Annotated in this window: 20 protein-coding genes; 9 read left to right on the top strand and 11 right to left on the bottom strand. The window is 58.7% G+C overall.

The features are described 5' to 3' along the window. Nucleotides 1–21 precede the first annotated feature (21 nt). From gerPC to B5M42_RS07540, 3 genes are read left to right on the top strand one after another with little or no spacing between them, the layout of a single operon-like run. The gene (gene gerPC / locus B5M42_RS07550) at nucleotides 22–1,068 is read left to right on the top strand and encodes a spore germination protein GerPC (protein WP_230632792.1); all 1,047 of its coding nucleotides are present in this window, start codon (nucleotides 22–24) and stop codon (nucleotides 1,066–1,068) included. After that, nucleotides 1,065–1,244, top strand: coding sequence for a spore gernimation protein GerPD (locus tag B5M42_RS07545; protein ID WP_134752589.1), 180 nt, complete (start codon nucleotides 1,065–1,067; stop codon nucleotides 1,242–1,244). The genes gerPC and B5M42_RS07545 overlap by 4 nt, the downstream gene beginning before the upstream one ends. Before the next feature lie 3 nt (nucleotides 1,245–1,247). Continuing rightward, the gene (locus tag B5M42_RS07540) at nucleotides 1,248–1,670 is read left to right on the top strand and encodes a spore germination protein GerPE (RefSeq protein ID WP_134752587.1); all 423 of its coding nucleotides are present in this window, start codon (nucleotides 1,248–1,250) and stop codon (nucleotides 1,668–1,670) included. A 423-nt stretch (nucleotides 1,671–2,093) separates the two neighbouring features. Here B5M42_RS07540 and B5M42_RS07535 read toward each other — a convergent pair whose 3' ends face one another. From B5M42_RS07535 to B5M42_RS07525, 3 genes are all read right to left on the bottom strand, one after another. Further along, nucleotides 2,094–3,722 carry an S-layer homology domain-containing protein gene (locus B5M42_RS07535; RefSeq protein WP_167689875.1) on the bottom strand — a complete coding sequence of 543 codons (1,629 nt, stop codon included), beginning with the start codon at nucleotides 3,720–3,722 and terminating at the stop codon, nucleotides 2,094–2,096. 213 nt (nucleotides 3,723–3,935) lie between these two features. After that, nucleotides 3,936–4,883: a sensor domain-containing diguanylate cyclase gene (locus tag B5M42_RS07530; protein ID WP_134752583.1), complete on the bottom strand. Its 948-nt coding sequence runs from the start codon at nucleotides 4,881–4,883 to the stop codon at nucleotides 3,936–3,938. Nucleotides 4,884–5,239: 356 nt separating this feature from the next. Further along, complete coding sequence (locus B5M42_RS07525; RefSeq protein ID WP_134752581.1) at nucleotides 5,240–7,288, bottom strand: sensor histidine kinase; 2,049 nt, start codon at nucleotides 7,286–7,288, stop codon at nucleotides 5,240–5,242. A gap of 110 nt (nucleotides 7,289–7,398) precedes the next feature. On the opposite strand from B5M42_RS07525, the gene B5M42_RS07520 reads away from it, so the two are divergent. From B5M42_RS07520 to B5M42_RS07510, 3 genes are all read left to right on the top strand, one after another. After that, nucleotides 7,399–8,100 (top strand): response regulator transcription factor, encoded by a 702-nt coding sequence (locus B5M42_RS07520; RefSeq protein ID WP_134752579.1) that lies wholly within the window; start codon nucleotides 7,399–7,401, stop codon nucleotides 8,098–8,100. A 261-nt stretch (nucleotides 8,101–8,361) separates the two neighbouring features. After that, a complete protein-coding gene (locus tag B5M42_RS07515; protein WP_134752577.1) occupies nucleotides 8,362–8,595 on the top strand; it encodes a hypothetical protein in 234 nt (77 codons plus the stop codon). Between the two features lie 305 nt (nucleotides 8,596–8,900). Then, nucleotides 8,901–9,548: a thiamine diphosphokinase gene (locus tag B5M42_RS07510; RefSeq protein ID WP_134752575.1), complete on the top strand. Its 648-nt coding sequence runs from the start codon at nucleotides 8,901–8,903 to the stop codon at nucleotides 9,546–9,548. A 238-nt stretch (nucleotides 9,549–9,786) separates the two neighbouring features. On the opposite strand, the gene B5M42_RS07505 is transcribed toward B5M42_RS07510, so the two are convergent. The 5 genes from B5M42_RS07505 to B5M42_RS07485 form a co-directional block, all read right to left on the bottom strand. Continuing rightward, nucleotides 9,787–10,149 (bottom strand): response regulator, encoded by a 363-nt coding sequence (locus B5M42_RS07505; RefSeq protein WP_134752572.1) that lies wholly within the window; start codon nucleotides 10,147–10,149, stop codon nucleotides 9,787–9,789. A gap of 30 nt (nucleotides 10,150–10,179) precedes the next feature. Next, a complete protein-coding gene (locus B5M42_RS07500; RefSeq protein WP_134752570.1) occupies nucleotides 10,180–12,042 on the bottom strand; it encodes a DUF342 domain-containing protein in 1,863 nt (620 codons plus the stop codon). Between the two features lie 227 nt (nucleotides 12,043–12,269). Further along, entirely contained in the window at nucleotides 12,270–12,632 is a 363-nt protein-coding gene (locus B5M42_RS07495; protein ID WP_134752568.1) for a response regulator, read from the bottom strand. Between the two features lie 210 nt (nucleotides 12,633–12,842). After that, nucleotides 12,843–13,562 (bottom strand): SDR family NAD(P)-dependent oxidoreductase, encoded by a 720-nt coding sequence (locus B5M42_RS07490; RefSeq protein ID WP_134752566.1) that lies wholly within the window; start codon nucleotides 13,560–13,562, stop codon nucleotides 12,843–12,845. Nucleotides 13,563–13,579: 17 nt separating this feature from the next. Then, a complete protein-coding gene (locus B5M42_RS07485) occupies nucleotides 13,580–14,029 on the bottom strand; it encodes a hypothetical protein (protein WP_134752564.1) in 450 nt (149 codons plus the stop codon). A 77-nt stretch (nucleotides 14,030–14,106) separates the two neighbouring features. Here B5M42_RS07485 and B5M42_RS07480 point away from each other — a divergent pair, with 77 nt between their 5' ends. Beyond that, on the top strand, nucleotides 14,107–15,468 hold the full coding sequence (locus B5M42_RS07480; protein WP_209280705.1) for a DUF5683 domain-containing protein: 1,362 nt from the start codon (nucleotides 14,107–14,109) through the stop codon (nucleotides 15,466–15,468). Here B5M42_RS07480 and B5M42_RS07475 read toward each other — a convergent pair. Both B5M42_RS07475 and B5M42_RS07470 read right to left on the bottom strand, forming a co-directional pair. Beyond that, a complete protein-coding gene (locus tag B5M42_RS07475) occupies nucleotides 15,458–17,164 on the bottom strand; it encodes a methyl-accepting chemotaxis protein (RefSeq protein ID WP_167689873.1) in 1,707 nt (568 codons plus the stop codon). The two genes, B5M42_RS07480 and B5M42_RS07475, sit on opposite strands and share 11 nt — an antisense overlap. 335 nt (nucleotides 17,165–17,499) lie before the next feature. Further along, complete coding sequence (locus tag B5M42_RS07470) at nucleotides 17,500–18,366, bottom strand: RNA polymerase sigma-70 factor (protein WP_134752560.1); 867 nt, start codon at nucleotides 18,364–18,366, stop codon at nucleotides 17,500–17,502. 164 nt (nucleotides 18,367–18,530) lie between these two features. On the opposite strand from B5M42_RS07470, the gene B5M42_RS07465 reads away from it, so the two are divergent. Both B5M42_RS07465 and B5M42_RS07460 read left to right on the top strand, forming a co-directional pair. Continuing rightward, on the top strand, nucleotides 18,531–19,097 hold the full coding sequence (locus B5M42_RS07465) for an RNA polymerase sigma factor (RefSeq protein WP_134752559.1): 567 nt from the start codon (nucleotides 18,531–18,533) through the stop codon (nucleotides 19,095–19,097). Continuing rightward, entirely contained in the window at nucleotides 19,084–20,490 is a 1,407-nt protein-coding gene (locus B5M42_RS07460) for a hypothetical protein (protein WP_134752557.1), read from the top strand. The genes B5M42_RS07465 and B5M42_RS07460 overlap by 14 nt, the downstream gene beginning before the upstream one ends. A gap of 75 nt (nucleotides 20,491–20,565) precedes the next feature. Here the strand turns inward: B5M42_RS07460 and B5M42_RS07455 are convergent, their stop codons facing one another. Continuing rightward, a complete protein-coding gene (locus B5M42_RS07455; protein ID WP_230632790.1) occupies nucleotides 20,566–21,126 on the bottom strand; it encodes a spore coat protein in 561 nt (186 codons plus the stop codon). Between the last annotated feature and the right edge of the window lie 16 nt (nucleotides 21,127–21,142).

Genomic DNA, 21,142 nt, shown 5'->3' with positions numbered 1-21,142 from the left:
CTACCGGAAGGAAGGTGACCGATGCACATGGTGACGACGTGGGAGATGTGGTTTCAGCAGCTGTATGCTTTTTTGGGCGCACAACAGCGGCGGATCGAGCAATTGGAAAAACAGGTCGGTCAGCTGCAGGGCGAGCTGGCGGCCGTGCAAAAGCAAAAAACGATCCAGATCGACCGGATCGAATATAAATTTGATCAACTGAAGGTAGAGAAGCTGGAAGGCACGCTATCGATCGGCATCAATCCCGGAGCGCTGGAGGATATCGCGGACGCCACGGTGAATGGAGCGCCTCTCGCTCCCGGCCCCGGGCCGGGCAGCGAGACGCCGGTTGATACCGAGGAAGCCGTGCCCGAAGCCGGCGAGGAGGGCATCGGCCCGGGTACGCGCATGCCGCCCGGCATGGAGGGCTGGTATGCGCCGCCACGGCCCGGCAGTGCGGGCGCGGCGGGGCACGGCGGCTCGGGCGCGGTGGCGAGCGCGCAGGGGCACAGCGGCGGCTCGGGCGCGGCGGCGAGCTCAGCGGGAACCAACGGCGGCTCGGGCGCGGCGGCAGGCTCAGCGGGAACCAACGGCGGCTCAGGCGCGGCGGTGGGCTCAGCGGGAACCAACGGCGGCTCGGGCGCGGCGGCAGGCTCAGCGGGAACCAACGGCGGCTCCGCGGCGGCGGGCTCAGCGGGACGCAACAGCGGCTCGGGCGCGGCGGCGGGCTCAGCGGGACCCAACGGCGGCTCAGGCGCGGCGGCGGGCACGGCTCATCCGTGGAGTGAGCTGGAACGCGAGGTTAAAGCCACAATCAGCCGCTATTTGCAGCAGGAGGTCCGAGACGATTTGCTCGGCTTTGAGGCCAGGTATCATTTTCCGCTGGATGAAGGCTATCGCGACATGCTTGTTGACGATATCCGCGGACAAATTGACGGGCGCATCCGCCACTATGTGCAGCAGCAAGGCGGGGGCGGTCGGGACCTTGCCGCGCAGCAGTGGATTGTTGAAAAAACCAAGGCCGACATACGCACAGCTCTCGATGCGTATTTGGCCCAGCTCCCTATTCAGAAAGGAGATCGTCCATGAATATGTATGTGGAAAACAAACAGCTTCAGGTCGGCGCAGTGCGCATTATCGGGGTGTCCAGCTCCTCCGTATTTTTGATCGGCGATACGGAAACGATAACCCTGACCTCGGCGTTCGATACACCGCCCGAATCGGTCATCATCAGTCCGCTGGTGTTGTTCCCGGCGGAGACGTAAGCTATGGCAAGGATGTCGATCGTCGACTGGATTTATTTGAACGACGTCTCTTCGGCCGCAGCGATACATATCGGCGATAATATTCGCACTACGCTTGTTTCGCAAGCATTGGCTGTGCAGCGCGAAGTGCCTTATTACTCCGGAAAAGAGGGGAATCTCGAGCCGTTTCCGTTTTTTCGCCGGCCCATTCCGCTGCCGCAGCCCGGCGAGCCTGTTACAATGTGCGTCAACAATTGGGGCTCCTGTATCCGCGTCGGCGGTATTCGCATTTTGGGCATCTCCTCTTCGGCTGCGCTCCATGTTGGAAGCAACCGCTGTATTGAAGGGGTCTCGCGCATCAAGCATTTCCGCCAGTTTGTTTCGCCTGATCCGGAAAAAGCGCCCAAGCTGACAATGGTTGAATTTGGAAAATCACCAAATTCATAAAGCTGGCAGCCATGTGCAGGGCAAACGGAGTCGGCGCAGACTAGCGCCTTGCATGCAGGCGACGCCTCGCTGCTGTCCCGTCAGCGAATTTTCCGCACCGCGCGCGACTCCCGGAGCGCTTGCTGGCCGCGCGTTCGCGCATCGTGGTTCGCGCGACGCTGCGCCAGCAGCGCGACAAATCCCAGCAGGCCAGCCGACTCACGCCTGCTGCCAGCGTCAGCAACGTGCGCGGCGCGGCTCGTTGCTGCCCAACCGCGCGCACGGCGCCCCTACGCCTACGCCGCGGCAGACGCCGCAGCCGCAGCCACAGCCGCCGGCGCGCGCGCCAAAAAGCCCGCGTCCCCCGACGCGGGCTTCAGCTTCGCTGCGGGGGCGGACAAGCATCCGCCCGCCCCCGCAGCGCCCAACCCGGCTGCCTGCGGCTCAGCCGGGCAGCTGCCCGGCCGCGCGGCTGAGTAGCGCGGCCATCTCGGCGCGCGTCAGCGGCGCGCCGGGGCGAAACGTGCCGTCGGCGAAGCCGTCCACGAGGCCCATGCGGCTCATCGCCGCAATGGCCTCGGCGGACCAGCGGTCCGCCGGCACGTCAGCAAACGTCTTCGCCGCCGCACCGCCACCGGCGGACGGCGAAGACGCAGACAACACGCGGGTGAGCAATTGGCTCATCTCTTCCCGCGTGATCGCGCGGTCCGGCGCAAAGCGCCCCGCGCCAACCCCCTGGATCAGCCCGTGCCGCTGAGCCGTCGCAATATCGCTTGCCGCCCAATGTTCGGCCGGCACGTCCGCATACGGGGAAGTCCCTGCAGCCGCTTCCCCCTCCAAGCCCAGCGCGCGGACGAGAATCGCCGCGGCCTGCGCCCGCGTCAGCTGCGCGTCGGGCGCAAACTGACCGGGGGCCGTCCCCAGCATCCAGCCCTTCAAGCCCGCAGCGAGAATATCCTGCTGCGCCCAATGCCCCTCGGCATCGGTAAATTCCAATTCGTTCAGCCACAAATCATAATAGCTCCAGGTCGAAGCCGATTCCTGATTCAAGCTCCAACTGCCCGTTCCCTTGAGCCCGTATTTGGCGACCAGCTTGAGCTTCTCTTTGATCGACTGCTCATCGTCATACCAGATCGTATACGTGCCCGGAGCCAGCTTGCTGCCATACACGCTCAAGCCGGCATCCTGCGGCCGAATCGTCACGGTTGCGACCGGAGACTGCGCTGCCGCATCGTAGCGGACCGTGCCGCCGTAAGCCGCAAGCAGCTTGTCCACCATCGTATTGGCAATACCCGCTCCGTCAGAGGCGGTGATGCCGTTCCAATATCGACCGTAAAACGGAATGCCCAGCACCAGCTTGTCGGCTGGCACCAGCTTGAGCGCTGCCTGCACCGACTGCTCGACGAACGGCAGGCTCGCCACCGGCCCTGGCGTCGGATCGCCCGGATAGCTTTCATCATAAGCCATCAGCATCAAATAATCGCTGAGCTTAGCCAGCGCGGCGTAGTCGTAAGAGCCCAGCCAGCCTTTGGTCGCGCCCGTCGGATTGGCAGCCACAGCGACCGAGACCTCTTTGCCCGCAGGCAGCTTCTCGCGCAGCAGCCGGACAAAGTCCGTATACGCGTCCCGCTCGGTTTCCGTCACATTTTCGATATCCACATTCACGCCGTCCCAGCCGTTAGCGGCAACCGCCGCAGCCACCTGCGCAGCAAGCTGCTCCCGATTCGCCAGCGCCAGCACGCCGGACTGACGGTCCCAATGATTGCTCAAAAACGGAACGACGCGAATGCCCCGCTGATGCATCTCGGTCGTAAACGACGGGAGCAGCGATTCGGACAGCACCAGTTGCCCCGCGGCATTCAAATCCAGATAACTCGGCGCGACCACGTCCAGCGACTGGCCCGAACGGTCCACCTGCGAGACGTACGACTGCGGACTGCCAAAAAACAAATAGGACATATTAAACTTGGCTTGCGCTTGCGCCTGCGCCGTCGGCTGCAAGCCGCCAATCGTCAAAAGCCCCACCGCTAACAGCCCGGCAGCCGCCCTGCTCCAATACCGTTTCACCGTCATCCCACGCTCCCCGCTGAAATCTAGTTGTTTCTCTATCATCCTAGATTCCGCGCGGCTTATCAAAGCATAAATATTGGATGTACAGCCCAAAAAGGACAACCGGCGTCTCGATTGTCCTTGATCCCGTGAATCCTGTCTGGAATTGCATTTTGCCGCTCCTGCCGCCAGCTCAGATTTCAACATGCAGCCCGCATGCGTCTTTCATCGTTCTCGTCAGCCCGCGTTGTCCGGCTTCTCGTACGTCTGTGCCCGGTAAAATTGATAGCCGTTGCGGCCATGCCCTTTCACTTGATATAAAGCCGAATCGACATGCTTGAGCAAGCTCGCCGCATCTTTCCCGTCGTTCGGATAGACGGCAATCCCCATACTGACCGTAGCCGTAAATTGGTATTCTCCGACATCCCAGGGACGCTGAAGACTCTGGAAAATACGGCGAGCAACCGTCTCCACATTAGCCGGCTCGTCAACGACAGGAAGCAAAATCGTAAATTCGTCGCCGCCCATGCGGGCGCAGGTATCAATTTCACGCAGCGCGCCGCGCACCCGTTCCGCGAACACCTGCAAAAAAGCATCGCCCGTATCGTGTCCCATCGTATCGTTAATAATCTTGAAATCGTCGATGTCCAAATACAAAAGCGCCATCGTGCCGCCGCTGCGTTTGGCTTGCAGCAGCGCCTGATTCAAATGCTCGCGGAACAACCGACGGTTCGGCAAGCCCGTGAGCGGATCATGATAAGCCATGTTCAGCAGCCGGGCCTCCTGCTGCTTGCGCGCCGTAATATCCCGCGCCACAAAGACCACTTGCCTTAGCTCGCCGGTCGGGCTGTAAATCGCAATCAGCCGCGATTCCAGCCACAGCCATTCGCCATTCATATGCTGGACGCGAAAATCAAGCGTACCGCCGCCTCCGCCCTGCGCCGTTGCCCAAAACAGCTGGCGCAGCAGCTGCCGGTCCTCCTCGTGGACCCGCTCCAGAAACGCCCTGGACGTGGGCAGAATCGCACCAAGAGTCCGCTGGCAGCTAGCGGATACGTGCAGTAGCTCGCCGTCCAGCCCCAGTACGCTGAACAGCTCCCAGGATTGCTGCACAATTTGCCCGAAAAAGGTGGCAGATTCCGATTCGACCGCATTGTTAAGGGGAAGCGCTTCTCCTCTATACAATCACACGGCCTCCTTTCATGCTTATGTGGATAAGCGTAGTGAACATGCTTCGCCCAGAGCCCGCTAACGGCTTGCGGCGCCCTGCGTGGTCCGGACGTCCCGACGGTTCAGTCCCGACGGCATGGCCCAACTGGCAGTCCGACGCTTCCGCTCGCGGCTTGCCGGTAGCAGACTCTGGCCGTCGGGCCCGCAGCGCGGCTTCGGGAGCGCGGCTTGGACTCGCCGCCGCTGTCAGACTGCCCGCTTTCGCCCGGCCCTGTTCACCCTGCTTGAAGGTTCCTATCCATGCGCTAACAGGGAATAAATGGGATATGCGTAGCGTAGCACTCCAACCTAAAGATTTTATAAAGATTCGATTAAGATTCTGTCAATCTTGCCACAGCGCCCGTCCGCTCAATCGGCAGCAGGAAACAAACACTCGTCCCCGATGCGCGGCTGTTGTCAATCCAGATCGTACCGCCGTGAAAATCGACAATCTCCTTGGCAATCGCCAGCCCAAGTCCTGTTCCGGCAGAGCTGAGATTGCGCGATTTCTCCTTTTTATAAAACCGGTCGAACACGTAGGGCAAATCCTCCGGCGCAATGCCGATTCCGCTGTCGTCGATACGCACTTGCAGAAACGCGCCTTCGATCGTAAAGCTGATGCGAATGACGCCTCCCTGCGGCGTATATTTGATCGCATTCACAATGATATTCGTGAACACCTGATCCATGCGCACCAAATCGATCCGCACACAACGTTCTTCCTCCGCGTTGCCCAGATCGAGCTTCATGATCTCCGCGCGTATGCCGGACGCCTGAATTTCCGTTTCGTATCGCTCGTTGACGTGCCGGATGAAACGGCCGACCTCCATCGGCTCCAGCGTAAAGCTGACCTGCCGCGCCTCCAGCTTGGACAGCTGGAACAGGTCTTGAATTAGTCTATGCAGGCCGCTTACTCTGGCGTGAATGATTTGCAAATATTTGCGCTGCTGCCCCGGGTCCTCGACAACGCCGTCCATCAACGCCTCCACATACCCCTGAATCAGCGTCATTGGCGTACCGAGATCATGAGAAATGTTCGTCAACAAATGCTTGCGTGACATCTCCATCCGGGCCAGCTCCTCGTTCATTTTCATCAAGCTCAGGTTATATTGCTCCAGCACGAGGGTCCGCTCTTGAATCTTGGCTTCCAGCCCGCTGTTCAGCTCCCGCAGCTGCTCGCTCATTTCCTCCTGCGTTGCGTAGGACTTCATAAATTTAAAACAGATCAGCAGCGAATGAAAAAAAATAACGAGCAAGAGCCCCGTCGGCGTTACATCGCCGGTTTGGAGCCATTCGTTGTGCTCCAGAATGCCCGCGATAATCGTCACGGCATACAGGGAAACGCCGATAGCCGTAACGCCGGCTCCCTCGCGCTTTTGGCGCACCGCTCTGCCGACAGCGAACATGACGCCCAGCAGCGCCAGCACTGTAAAGCCTTGCAACAGCCAATCCAAGCCCGTGAAGACGTGGGCCGGCATCACCGTAATAAGCGCGCCAACCAGCAGCGTGAACGTTAAGCCCAGCCGCACGAACATTCGCGGCAGCTCGTTCGGATAAATAGCATGAACGAAGCAGAAGCCGCACATGACGCTCAAGCAGGAGCTGAGGTATTCGATCTTCAAGGCCGTCAGCCAGCCCATGTCGCTGAACAGCGCATGCAATAAATAACCGCCGGTGAAAAAAGCGCGAAAGCCGACCAGCAGACAAAACAACCCGAAATAAAGCATGGATCGTTCGCGGCGGCGTAGCGCAAATACGCCCAAATGATACAGCCCCATCATAAAGGTACAGCCGATCAGAAAGAGCTGCCCAATCATCTCTCGGGTATATCCGCTCTGCAGCTGCTGCTCCGTGCCGAGCAGCGGCGCAGCGGGCAAACCGCCCCGTTGCAAATCGAAATTCGATACCTGCAGCGTGATCGTGAAAGCCCCGCCCTGCCGATGCAGATTGACCACTTCTGCAATCGCACACGGCGATGAGCTGTCGCGCGAGCTTCCGACCGCTCCGCGCAGCGCTACCAGCCTGTCGTCGACCCACATCCGGTACGCTGAGGGAATGGCCGGCAGCCTGACAGCCAGATATTCCCAGGTCGGCTCCGTCTCAATCCGTATATGGTAGGTAGCGAACCCTTTTCCCGTCACTTCCTTCCCAGCGGCGGTAACCCCGTTCCACAGGCGAGGCACCCGCATCGTATCCTCCGGCCCGCTCAGCTGAAGCTGCTCCGGGGCCAGCAGCTGCTGCCAGTAGAAATCCCATTCCCCGCTCAGCTCAACCGGCCCCTCCTCGGCAAACGACCAGTGCTCCAGCTCGATTAAGCCTCCCTGTACAGCCGGCTGCGCGTTGGCTGATTTGTCATAACTATTTGAACATGCTGGAAACAAAAGGATAGAAATTACAACTAGAATCGTTCTATAATAGGTTACAAGCTTGAAAATGGGAATCACTTACTTTCACAATAGTGTTGTTTCCGTACCTGAGGGGGACTCCTTGAATGTCTGGGGAAAAAATACTGGTTGTTGACGACGAGCCGGAAATTATTGAACTGATTACCCTCTACCTCGTCCGGGACGGGTATGAAGTCATCAGCACGGGCAACGGCCGGCAAGTATTCGACCTCGTAAGCGAACATAAGCCTGATTTGATTTTGCTGGATATCCTGCTGCCCGGCCTCGACGGGATTGAAGTGTGCCGACAGCTGCGCAAAACGCATAACACCCCGATTTTGTTCATTTCCTGCAAAAGCGAGGATATCGATATCATTCTTGGATTGAGCATCGGCGGCGACGATTACATCACCAAACCGTTCAGCCCGAGCCAGCTTGTGGCCCGGGTGAAAGCGCATTTACGCCGCAACCTGCTTCTCGACCAGCAAAAGGATGAACCGCAGCAGCTGCGGTTTCCCGGACTGATCATCGATCTGGTCAGCCATAACGTGAAGGTGAACGGCCGGCCCATCTCGCTCTCCTCCAAAGAGTTCGACCTCTTGTCCATCATGGCCAAAACCCCGAATCGCGTTTATAAAATCGAGCACCTGTTCGAGCTCGTATGGAGTCTGGACAGCCTCGGCGACCCCAGAACCCTGATCGTGCACATCAGCAATTTGCGAAAAAAAATCGAACCCAATCCCGCTGAACCGCGCTACATTATCACCGTTCGAGGAGTGGGTTACAAATTTAACGGCTCCTCCGCGTAAGGAAAGCAGCGCGCATCTCATACTTTAGCCCTATATGGGTGAGTCTAGCAAAACTTGATCAAACTTTTATAAAGTTTCGCTCAAGCTTGCCTTAATTTTTTCCGCGCAAAAGCGCCTCTAAAGTATATAACAGTTGAATTGGACAAGGTTTGACGCCGCAGGCAAAAAAAAGTGCGCACGCCGGTCCGGCCGCCGGATTCATAATTCGCCCGCTCCCGGGAAATGGTATGGAATGCATGCCAATACAAAGGAGGAGCAGCGATGTCCAACGACCAAACGATGAATCCGATGACCGGCGACAAGGTAGAAACCGACGGCGTTTACGCCAACGAGGCCGGCCGTGAAGTCACACTCAAACGCGGCGACCAGTTTCCCGCCGATGAGACCCTCGGGCGCACGACCTGGGAGATGAAAGGCTTTTCGATGAATGAAGCGGAGATTGACCATTCGCAAAACGAAAGAAAGCCGGTCCGCAGGCAAGTTGAAGGCGGTTAAGCCGCTTTACTGTTCACGCACCGCTGTTGACGGCAGCGCGTACTAGAGCGCGCGAGGATTGATACGCAGCGGCTGTCTGGCTCCTAGCAGGCGGGCGAGTACCGACGGCCAAGCAAGCCAGGCACGCGCATTGGACGAGCCAAGACGCTTCCGCAACCACCTTGAACCGTGGAGCCGGAAGCGTCTTTGCTATGCACCCGCTATGGATACAGCACTTGCTGCGCAAGGCGATCTTCCCTGACGGCTGCGAAGTTCGTCCGCATAGCGCAGATTATTTTGCTATAATAAGGGTCGGAGGAGAGAACATGGACGGACAACGAATTGTGATTGTTACCGGAGGAACGCTTGGAGATTGGGCCTTGCGGGAAATAGCCGACAGCGACGTGCTCGTCGGCTCGGACCGGGGAGCGTTGTTTCTGGTGCGCCACGGCTTGACGCCGGATGTGGCACTGGGGGATTTTGACTCGGTGACTGCGGAGGAAATGGCCGAGATTCGCGTTGGCAGCCGTTGCGTAGAGGCGTGCGATCCGATCGATAAAAACTGGACGGATACAGAAATGGCGTTCGCTTGGGCGCTGGAGCGGCGTCCGGCTTCCATTGTGCTGCTGGGGGCGCTCGGTACGCGCTTCGATCACTCGCTCGCCAACGTTCACCTGCTGCACGAGGGACTCGCACACGGCATCGCCTGCTCGATTATCGACGCCTGCAATGAGGTGCGGCTGATTGATCGGCCGACTCCGGTCACGCGGGGGCGCTTCACGCACGTCTCGCTGCTGCCGCTCAGCCCCGATGTCCGCGGCATCACGCTGCACGGCTTTCAATATCCGCTGAATCAAGCTACGCTGCGGATCGGGCAATCGCTGGGCATCAGCAACGTGCTGCTGGGCGAAAGCGGACTGATCGAGCTGGATAGCGGGCTGCTGCTGGTCATCCAAAGCACGGATCCGGCCTAGAGGTCCGGTGAAAATCCAGTGTCCGCCGGTCGATAGCGGTTTCCACTCGCTGTTGTAGCTTTCGATGGAATGACCCCGTTTGGGGTGAAAATCCGCCTACAAAGGCGACCGCTGACGCTGTTCCAACTCGCTATCGACTCTCCGGCCACTTTGTCACCGGACTTCTAGAGCCGCGGCACCTACAAAAAAAAGACAATCACCGGCATCGCCGATCATTGTCTTTTTCTTTTTATGTCTCTCAACGCTTGAGCACGTTCAAAATGGACTCCATAACACGGCCGCGGTCAAACGGCTTGACGATAAAATCTTTGGCCCCGGCATGAATCGCATCGAGCACCATCTTGTGCTGGCCCATCGCCGAGCACATGACAATTTTCGCCTTCGGGTCCATGCTGATAATGGCCCGCACCGCTTCAATCCCGTCCATCTGCGGCATCGTGATGTCCATCGTCACCAGATCGGGCCGAAATTGCTGATAAGCCCGCACCGCTTCCTGACCGTTGCCCGCTTCCCCGACCACCTCATAGCCCATTTCGACAATGATGGATTTCATGACAGCGCGCAAGAACGCCGCATCGTCCACAATCAATACCTTGGCCATTTCACTCACCTCCACGGGCTCGCCCTGCGTCTAGCCTTGCTGTCCTTCCACCACCAGCCCCCGGTCCTGCAGATAAGCCGTCATATGAACAATCGGCGTGAGAATTTCCTTCCAGTACTTGCCTACGCAAATACGACCGGAATTCATCCGCTGCAGCATGATCCGCTTGCCCGCCTTGAGTATCGTTTCGCTGCCGTAATCCCCGCCGACCAGCATGGCCGAAATCGTGCCGTGCGCCTCCAACTGACCGCCGCGGCATACGGAATTGCGATCAAAGAAAATAATATTGCCCTTGCAAAATAATTGGCTTTGCAGCACGCCTTCCTTGCGGATCAGAATGTCTCCCGTCGACTTCAAATTCGCCAGATGCGCCTGATCGACATCGATATTCGCTGTGACCTCCTGCATCCGCTCCACCATCAAATACGTTTCCTCCACCAGATTCTGAATCGAATAGATCGGGTTATAGGAATCGAACGCAACGATGGCATGAGAATTTTGCAAAATCAGCACCTTTTCCTTCAAATCCTCCAATTCCTTGGCCGAAATGCGCTGCAGACTGCGAATCGTATCCAGCGCCTCCGACGAAAGCCGCGGAATGTCCTTGAACTTGCTTTCCATCAGCACCAGCAGCACTTGACCGAGCGGTACGGTCTGTCCGCGGGAATCGATCATTTGCGACAGCTGGCGGGCCGCCTGCACAAGCATCACCAACTGTTCGCTCAAAGCCTTGCAGCTGACGTAAAGCCGGTTGAAAATAACGCCGAAATAACCGGAGTACAGGTTACTTTTAATAATATTGCCCTTCACCGTAATACTGCCCGTCGCTGTAATCGTAGCCTGAAACACATTGCCGAATATGTACACATTGCCCAGCGATTCGATGATCATGCCCTCTGTCACGTTGCCATACACAATCACATCGCCCGAGAAAACGATATTGCCGGTTTTCAGATCAATGTCGCCAGAAATCACGTAAGAGGTGGAGATATCAAAATATTTGATCGACGCATTGCCCATAATGCGCGGGCGGCCTTCCTTCTGCGCGTATACCTCGCCGTCCCCGGTAATCTCGACATTGTCCTTGGCGATCAGCGTAATATCCTTGGGCGTTGCCGGATGAATCAGCTCACCGTAGACGTCGTATCCGGTAACGCCCGATTTGGCCGGGAATTTGCGCGCGATCAGATCGCCCTTCTTGACCGACGGAATCTGCAAATGATTGCGGAAGTCGATCGTCTTGGTCATTTCGTTCTCTTTCAGCTCACTGGTGACTTCTTCGGAAAAATAAAGCTCCAGCCGCGCATCCTCGCTCGGCTCCGGCGGCACTCCTTGCGCCACCAAGATGCGTTCGCCTGACGGCTGCTGCAGCTCTTGAAAAATCGCCGACGTGCGCAGATTCTTGACGATCCCTTTGCTCTGCAGCTGCTTCATGATCTCGGCAAAGCTGACCGACTCCAACACGACATTCGGATCTTCCTCCGCTTCGACGATCAGATGCGCCCTCGCTTCCTGTTCCTTCAACCGCCAGCCATAGCGCTGCTTGGCCCTGATTTGCAGGTACGCTTCCTGCTTGTCCGCCGTCACCTCCATGCGAAACAGGGGCTGCTCATCCACCTGCCAATCGATGTGATCGCCAGGCTCCAAAAATGTCCGCTCATGCAACACCTTACCGTTACGTAGCAGCTGTACCGGATATACAGCCTCCAGCGAAGCAAACTCGGCTTCAGCCGTTCCATCCAGCAGAATAATCTTGTTGTTCTCGACCTTGACCTTGCTCTGCGTTCCTGGAGACGCCAGACCAGCGGCAAGAGGTTCTGCTTGAAGCTCGGACGCTAGATTCATCTTTTTAATCAATGACAGAAGTTCGTCTTCGTTCATATACCTGCTCACAGCCCACTCCCCCTGTCCTTCGTTCCTCACGAAACGCCTCTTGATTTCCATATATTGTATCGGATATATTGGCGAATTTATTTAGCTTGTCCGCAAAAAAAATCCATGATCTTCCTCGAATCCCGTAAACATGAAGATATTTATCGTCAAAAAGGTATAAAAAAGACATTCAGCCGGAAGAATGTCCAACGAATGTCTGAATAGCTTGATCCGCTCCGGCTCCGCCGTTAACGAGCCAGCACGTTCCTGATCGATTCGATCGCCCGCAATCGGTCGAACGGCCTGACGATAAATTCCTTCACTCCGGCGTGAATGGCGTCCAGCACCACCTTCTGCTGGCCCATTGCCGAACACATCACAATCTTCGCCGCCGGGTCATGCTCCAGAATCGAGCGCGCCGCCGTGATCCCGTCCATCTGCGGCATGGTCACATCCATCGTAACCAAATCGGGCTGATACAGCTTGTACGCTTGTACCGCTTCCTGCCCGTTGCAAGCCTCCGCAACCACCTCGCAGCCCATTCCCGTAATCATCGCTTTCATATCCGCACGCAAGACTGCGGCGTCGTCCACAATCAATACCTTGGTCACAAGGCCACCTCCCGGAACATATTCATGTTGTTCTGCCTGATGCCGATCGTGCTGTCTGTTCCCCGAGGCAGCTGAGGCCTCTAGCTGCAATTCCTTATTTTCAACGGCTTCTACTCTATCTATCGGTCGAACAGCGCCATTTTGTTAGATGCCAATAATAGGCAAAAACAAAAAAATCCAAGCAACGATATTGCCGTTACTTGGATCGTTTCACCACGGCAGCGGCCGGCCGGCATAGTCAACGAACGCCGCCTTCTCCGGGCGCTCCGCAGCGAGCCGCTGAGCCGTTTCGACAATGCCGGCCGCAGATTGCTCAGGCGTTAGCGTCGCCGCTTCATCCTTGACGCCGCGCATATAGGTCTGCACCCAGCCCGGATGCACAGCGACGGCCATTCCACCCTGCGGCCGCAGCCGGTTGTGAATCAGCGCCGTTTGCATGTTGAGCGCAGATTTGGACATGCAATAGGCAAACCAGCTCGTCCGTTCGCAATCGCCGATGCTGCCCGCCTCCGACGAAATATTGACGATCAGCTTGTCCGCTCCGCGCAGCAGCAGCGGCGTCAGCGCATTCGAGACGCGCAGCGCGCCAAGCGCATTGACATTGTAAACCGCCTGCATCTCGGCAAAATCCAGCTCATCCTCCACGCTTGCCTCAATATCGCCGAGAATCGCGGCATTATTAAACAGCACATCCAGCTTCTCCGTATGCGCCGCAATGCGCGCAGCCGCCTCCTTGACGCTGGCGCTGTCGGCAACGTCGAGCGGCAGAACGTGCAGCTTCTGCGGGAAACGCGCAGCCAGCCCGGCGAGCGCAGCTCCCGGCGAGTATTGTCCGGCAAACACCTCGCCGCCCGCTTCCAGCAGCAGCGTGGTCAGCGCCAGCCCGACGCCGCGATCGGCCCCGGTGACGCAAATTTGCTTCATCGTCATAGTCATGTCCCCCTACCTTACCCCATTCGCTTGCCCGTACCGATATCGCGAGCGGAATTATAATAGCGCAGCCAATCGACAAAGCCGTACATTTTGGCAATGTAATCGGCGGCACTGCCCTGCAGGTATTGGTATTTCTCTTCAGCCAGCGCCTTATGCAGCTCCCAGCCGCTGACGTACAGCTGCTTCATGAACGCTTCCTCGGTTTGCGGCTTGTGCAGATCGGTGCCGCGCGACAGCTCGACCTCTTCAATGACGGCTCCCCGGTAATACGGATAGATGTTCACTTGATGCCCCAAGTCGATATAGGCAAGCCCCGTAAATTCATACGGCAGCCAGAACAGGCTCGTTTTGCGGTCGGGCAGCTGCATCGTGTACGCCAGCCCCAGATTCAAAGCGACGGGCTGCGGATAATTGTTAATTTTGCCGGAGCGAACATGGTCGTACACATGCTCCAAAAAATTCATGGTTCTCTTCCTCTCCGCATGAAAAAATCCAATTTTTGTAATACTATTCCATTATCAAGAAAAAAGAGGTGCTGTCGGTGAACGAAATCTCCAGCGCAAGGCGTCCACTCGCCTTGGTCAGTCAATCTGGCATCATCCATTTGCAGAAACGCAACCCTTATATTATTGCATGGTGGTCGGCAGCGTTTCCAGGCTTCGGACATTTTTTGCTGCAAAAATATGTGACCGGTGTGGCGCTGACCTTATCCGAGGTCATTATCAATTCGCTGTCGGGCATCAATCTGGCGATGGTCTATTCGTTTTGCGGCCGCTTCGATATGGCCAAAGCGATCGTCCAGCCGAGATGGATGTTCGGGTATATGCTGATTTATTTTTTCGCCATTTGGGACAGCTGCTGCTATTGCCGGGAAGTCAACCGGCTCGTACCGCTGGCAGAAGCGGAGAATGCGCGAATCCGCCCTTTTTCCATGAAGCCGTCCGGCATTCAGTTCCTTGCCAAGCGCCAGCCTTTGGCTGCCGCAATCTGTTCGATGTTTTTCCCCGGTCTGGGCCAGCTGTACAATCAGCGGCTTGGGCTGGGCATCTACGGCATTTTTTGGTGGTGGATGTACATTACGCTTTCCCATGCTTACGAATCGCTGCATCTGCTGTTTAACGGCCTGCACAAGCAAGCGCTGGCTGCGCTGCATCCCCAGTGGCTGCTGTTCATGCCGTCGGTGGCCGGGGGCAGCATCTACCATTCCTATTTGACGACCATCGAGGACAACCGCGTCTTCCGCTTGGAGCAAAAGCAATTTCTCGCCGATCGTTACGGGACGTTGAACCGTCCTTCGGCAGCCTTGCCGCCGGATTGCCTCCTCTGGGTAGCCGCTGTCTTCGAGCATTCCATTGAGCTGGAGCAAGCGCTGACGGCGCTTGAGCAGCGGGGCGTCCCGCGCAGCCGCACGTTGCCGGTGCTGATGGACCTTGCGCCTGACAAGGTTTCGTCCAACATTCCATCGTCGGAACGGATCCTCAAGGCGATTGAAATCGCCATCGCCGTCGCCACCGCCGCCAGTGTGATCGGCATGAGCCTCGGCTTCATCCTCGACTGGGGACCAATCATCTGGGGCATTATCGCTGCCGTTGGCGGATTCGCCAGCACGATGCTGATCTATAGTATGCTCGCTGCAGGCTCCGGGAAAAAGGCCGGTGTCCGCAAAGGACGGCTGCCCGAAGTCACTCTGCTCGTCGAGACGCAGGCCACAGAAGCCCCTTTTATCGAAAGGCTGCTGTGGGAGCATCGCGCGATTACGGTAGGCCGCACTGGCATTCCGGGTCGGCCGGGCGATCCGGAGCAGCCGGACCGTGCGGACCATGCGGCCCGTCCGGGCGGAGCTTCGGGCGATAGCGACCGGCTGTCCCCCAAGCCGGGCAGGCCGGGTCCCGCTACATCCTGAACTGCTGCACCGCCGTTTGCAGTCCCTGCGTCGTCGCTGCCAGCGAAACCGTCGAAGCGGTGATATCCTCCATCGCCTTGAGCTGGGCCTGCGTCTCGCCGGCCACCGCTCCGGACTGCTGCGCCGCTTCCTGCGCCTGGTGGGCCATATGCACCAGCGAAGCTGCGACCTGCTCGGAGCCCGCCGACATCTCCTCCGACGCCGCCGACAAGTCCTGCACCTGATCGGCGATATTCTCGATGGCCCGCAAAATGCCGGCGAACCGGCCGTCGCAGTCCTCCATCAGCTCCACGCCGGTCTGCACCTCGCGCGCCACCTCCTGCATGGCGTCAACCGATAGCGCCGTGTCCGTGCGGATGCCTTGAATCATCTCGGAAATCCGGCCGGCGGCTTGCACCGATTGCTCGGCCAGCTTGCGCACCTCGCCCGCCACGACAGCGAAGCCTTTGCCGTGCTCGCCGGCGCGCGCCGCTTCAATCGACGCGTTAAGCGCCAGCAAATTCGTCTGCGTGGCCATTGTGCCAATGACATCGACAATTTGCTGAATATCGCCGGAGCGCTGGCCTACGCGGTCGATGATCCGGCCGGACGCAGCGACGGTTTCGCGAATGCGGCCCATCTGCCGGACCGACTCGTCGATGGCCGTCCGGCCGCTCTTGGCGTCCGCTTCCGCTTCCAGCGACGCCGCCGCTACGGACGAGGACGACTCGGCAATCCGCTGGATGCCGGCCGCCATCTCCTCCATCGCGCGGGCGCTTTCCGCTGCGCTGGTGTTTTGCGCGGCGTTGCCTTCGGCGACGCGCTCGATGACGCGGGCGATACGCTCGGAGGCCTGAATGGTCGTCTGCGCATTCGTGCTGAGCTGCCCGCCAAGACGGCCGACCTGCTCGGCGTTCGCGGCCGTCTCGCGCAGCAGCGCGGACAGCTGATCGGCCATCTCGTTGCAGGAGCGCGTCAAAAGGCCCGTCTCATCGCTGCTGTGCCGCAGGATGCGCTCCGTCAGATCGCCGCCGGCGACGCGCCGCAGGAACGCCACCGCCCGGCCAAGCGGCCGCGTGACCATCCGCTCCAGCACAAACGCCAGCGTCAGCCCGACGGCCAGAACGACGGCTACGCCGATCAGCAGCGCTTGCCGCAAGCGGGCGAGGCTGTCGTCCAGCAAGCGCTGCGCTTCAACATAAGCCTCTCCGTCCGCAGCAATAATCTGGTCGCAAAGCGCAAAAACACGGTTTTTCACCTCGTCGGTCGCATCGTCGGCGACACGGTAGGCGTCGCGGAGCTCCACGGCGCTGTAGCCGCTTTTTGCCCGATAAATCGCTTCAATCTGATCGAACATCGCCACATACTCGCCACTGCGGGTCCGCAGTTCCTCCAACAGCGCCCGCTGCCCCTCCGCAATCGGCCGTATCGCCTGCACAGCGGTCAAAAACCGCTGCGCCTGCGCTTTATATTCAGGAATGACGTCGGGGTTGTCGTTAATAATCAAATCCGCCTGCAAGCTGTAGAGAACGCCTACGCTCGATTTGAGGGCCAGCGCCGCCTCCTGCGAATCCACGCTGCTCTCCTGCGCATCGGCGCTGTCATGCGTCTTCTGGGTCATCTGGAGCGCCAGTCCCCCCGAACCCGCAAACAACACAATCAAGGCTGTAAATCCGATTATAAATTTAAAGCGAATCGATCTCCAAAACACCGTCATCCTCATCCGCCCCCATTCTTCCATCAGATAGGCCGTAAAGGCCTTCCGCCTACCTGATTTCGGGTTCGAAGCGGTCAATTCCTGCTTGGGACGGGCATGAATCAAGCCGATTTTGCAGCGGTGAGTTCAGCCGGCCAACGCCCGCCTGCAAGGCTTGCGGCCCGGCTCTAAAAGTCCGGTGAAAAAGTGGCCGGAGAGTCGATAGGGAGTTGGAACAGCGTCAGCGGTCGCCTTTGTAGGCGGATTTTCACCCCAAACGGGGTCATTCCATCGAAAGCTACACCAGCGAGTGGAAACCGCTATCGACCGGAGGACACTGGTTTTTCACCGGACTTCTAAGAAAGACGCAGCAGCTTGTCGGGGTTGCGCAGCAAATATACCCGGCGAATGCGGCCCGCGCCGTCGATTTCCCAGTTGATCGCCGTCACGATCCTGCCGTTTTCTTTGAGCAGCAAGCCATAATGACCGTTCATGGTCACGATATCCGCTTCCCCGCGCCCGCTCCCCTTCGTACCCAATCCGGCGAGAAATGCCGCCACGCGCTCGGGACCGAAAATCGGCTTGGTGGCCGCCTGCGCCTTGCCGCCGCCGTCGGAATACAATGCCGCGTCTTCGCTGAGCGCCCGCAGCAGCGCCGCCATGTCGCCGGTACGGGCCGCGCGGAGAAACTGCTCCAGCAGCTGCCGCGATTCCGCGGGCTCCGGCTGCGCTGCCGGCAAGCCGTCCTGCAGGCTGCGCTTGACGCGCGCGTACAACTGACGGCAATTCGCTTCGGTTTTGCCGACAATCTCGGCAATTTCGGCATACGTATACGCAAACGCCTCGCGCAAAATAAACACGGCCCGCTCCACCGGCGTCAGCATCTCCAGACAAACCAGAAACGCATAAGACAACGTCTCACTGCGCTCGACATCCTGCTGCGGATCGCCGCCGGTCCCGGCCAGCAGCGGCTCGGGCAGCCACGGACCGACATAGACCTCGCGCTGCTTGCGCGCCGATTGGGCGAAGTCGATGCAGCGGTTGACGACCATTTTGCACAAATAGGCCTTGGGATGGCGCACCTCCTCCTCCGGCACCCGCTGCGCGCCAAGAAACGCGTCATGCACCATATCCTCTGCATCGGACACCGAACCCAGCATCCGGTAAGCGATCGAAAACAACAACGGCTTATACGTTGTATATAAAAGGTCGAGATGGTCCAATACCGCACGCTCCTTACCTTTGGCTCCGTTTGAAGTCGGTCTTCTCCAGTATACTGCGTTACTTCCGCCCAGACGACAGGCAAGCGCGGCTTGCGGCCCAACTTTTTTTGGCGATCCGGTGAACTTTTCTCCGAATGGCGCGTCTAATTCATCGAGGTGAGAGTATGGAGACGACCGGAGTGCATGTGTTTGATTATTTGAAATATGTTTCGGAAGCAACCGACCAGAAAGCGATTCTGCGCAATTTAATGGAAGCCTACGGCAATGACGTCTGGAATTACGCCTTCAGCATCTGCCGCAATATGGATTTGGCCGACGATATTACGCAGGATGCCTTCCTGAAAGTATACAAGAACTTGACGACCTTCCGCGGGGAATCCTCGGTGAAAACGTGGCTGTTAACGATCACCCGCAACACCACTTACGATTATCTGCGCAAAGCGTTCTGGAAAAAAGTAACGCTCGTGGGTTTCATCGGCTCGACCGGCACCTGCCCGTCTGCCGAGAACGAAGCAATGGAGAAGCTATATGCCAGCGATATATGGAAAAAAGTGATTTCCTTGCCCGCCAAATATCGGGAAATCCTCATTCTGCACGCCCATTACCAGCTGTCGACCAAGGAAATGGCCGCTGTGCTGCGCATCTCCGAAGGAACGGTGAAATCCCGGCTGCACCATGCCAGACTGAAGGTGCTGCAGCTGAAGGAGCGTGAAGCTCTTGAATCAATCTGACTCCGGCAAGCCGGGCGAGCCGCGGGACCCGCAGGAGCTGCCGTCCGGGCCGCAGGATCAGCAGGAGGGACGCGCACCGGAACAGCGCGCCGGCTCTGAGACGGGCCGCGCCGCGAATGCGCCGGGGGCGGATGAGCTGGAGCGGTTAAACCGCAAAATCTCCCCCGGTCCGCTGCATACCTCCGGCTTCAACTCCCGGCTGCAGCGCCGCATTGAGCAGGAGATCGAACGCCGAAGCCGCAAGCGCCGCTACTGGCGGCCCATGCTGATCGTCGGCAGCGCCACTGCCGTATTGGCCGCCGTACTGATCATTCCGTGGGACGCGCTCTATGCGTACAGAAGCGTGGCTGGCGCGCTCAACGCGAAAACCGCAGCGGTCGCATCCGCCGACGATACGCCTGCTCCCCCGAGCATGACTTCCGCGCTGCTGCTGGGCTTGCGCACCGAGCATGACAAGGCGGGAGCCGCACAGCAGCCCTCTGTCCGCTACAGCACGTACCGGACGATGCTGATTGCTCCCGTGCGCGGCCAACTGCAAAAAACCGCAGAAGGCAGCGGCATTCTGATGCCCTACAAGCAGGATTTTTGGAAAATTGAAGCTATGACCGGCACCACGGCCACGGACCAATATCAGGTTTTGACCGCGCATTTGGCCGATCAGCCGACTCCCGTCCCAAGCTTCCGCGACGAAGACCCGTCCGAGCAGCTTCAACACGTGGAGACACTGGTTTTTGCCGGGAATCAATACGTATCCGTCGCTGAATCGCAAGCCGCCGTGTCGGCTTCGGGAGCGCGCAGCAGCACCGACCGCGTCAGCGTGCGCACCTTGCCACAGCTGGTCCAAGCGGCAGCGGCCGACGCTCTTTCCGCGGGCAGCGCCAAATCCCGCATCCTGCTGACCGATGTGTTCGGCGCTTCCATCGGCAGTCTGCTGGACGAATTTAACGGCAAGCGTCTGGCTCCCGAAGTCAATCCGCAAATAACCGCAGCAAGCTGGACGGTGGGACGCGACCCCGGCCGTTGGAGCGCCAAGCTGGCCGAGCCGATTCTCCAGCGCAGCTCGCAGTCCGAAAGCTATATCCTGCGCGATTTTCCGCGCGAGCTGCCCGATCAGGTCGTCGCCTACGACGATCTTTGCTGCTCGTGGAAGGACATTAAAGCGACATGGCCCGACGCGACCGACGCGCTCAGCTCCCCGATGAACGATATAATTGCCATCTTCGAAAACGGCAAGCTGAACGTCTACCCTTACGGTCAAGCCCCCGGCGGCGCTCCGCTGCTCAGCATTCCGCTCAAGCCGGGCGAACAACTCGTCATGGCGCAGTGGGCGACCGATCATTATGTGCAAAATTGGATTGACCGGACCGCGATGTATCTGCGCCCGGCACAATAACATAAAGCCCCGCCGGCGGCCGAATGCTCGGACCGTGCGGCGGGGCTTTGCGCGCATCTATCATGCCGCTGCAAGCTACATATACGGCAGAGGGCGGCTCGCTTGTGGAAAGCCGGTTCCGCCAAACGGCGAAGGATACGGATGCGGCTGCTCCTGCATGTGCGGGTGCAGCTGCGCGTACGAGCTTGGCGCGCCCTGCATCATCGGCTGCAGATGAGGCTGCGGGGCCGATGTCATTGGCTGTGCCAAGCCTGCTTGCAGGTGAGGCGGCGAGCCGACCGAGCGTGTTCCTGCGCCCAGCGTTTGATCCAGGAACATCGCGGTCTCCTGCTCGGTTTGCGCGTATTGATGCAGCTGCTTGTCCAGCTCCTGACGCAGCGCCGGCGATGAGGCGTTGTACATGCTGTTGAGCTGCATTTGCTCATACAACCGGCCCTGCATCGCGAGCGTGCTGTCCAGCAGCGCGGTGAACAGCTGGCGGATGTGGGGATTTTTCGACTCAGTGACGGCAGTCGTATACTCGCGCGCGGTTCGTTTCAAATCGGCGAGAATTGTGTAGAGATTGTCTTTTTCCGGCAGCATACCGGCATGAACCGGCGCAATAGCCGAAGCGGCCTGAAAGGGCGTTTGCAGCATAACGGCGTCATTCCTC

It is taken from the genome of Paenibacillus athensensis (assembly GCF_004514475.2).
GTDB classification, from domain to species: Bacteria; Bacillota; Bacilli; order Paenibacillales; family NBRC-103111; genus Paenibacillus_AL; species Paenibacillus_AL athensensis.
The sequence above is the reverse complement of the archived record's forward strand: the minus strand, read 5'-3'. Positions and strand labels throughout refer to the sequence as shown.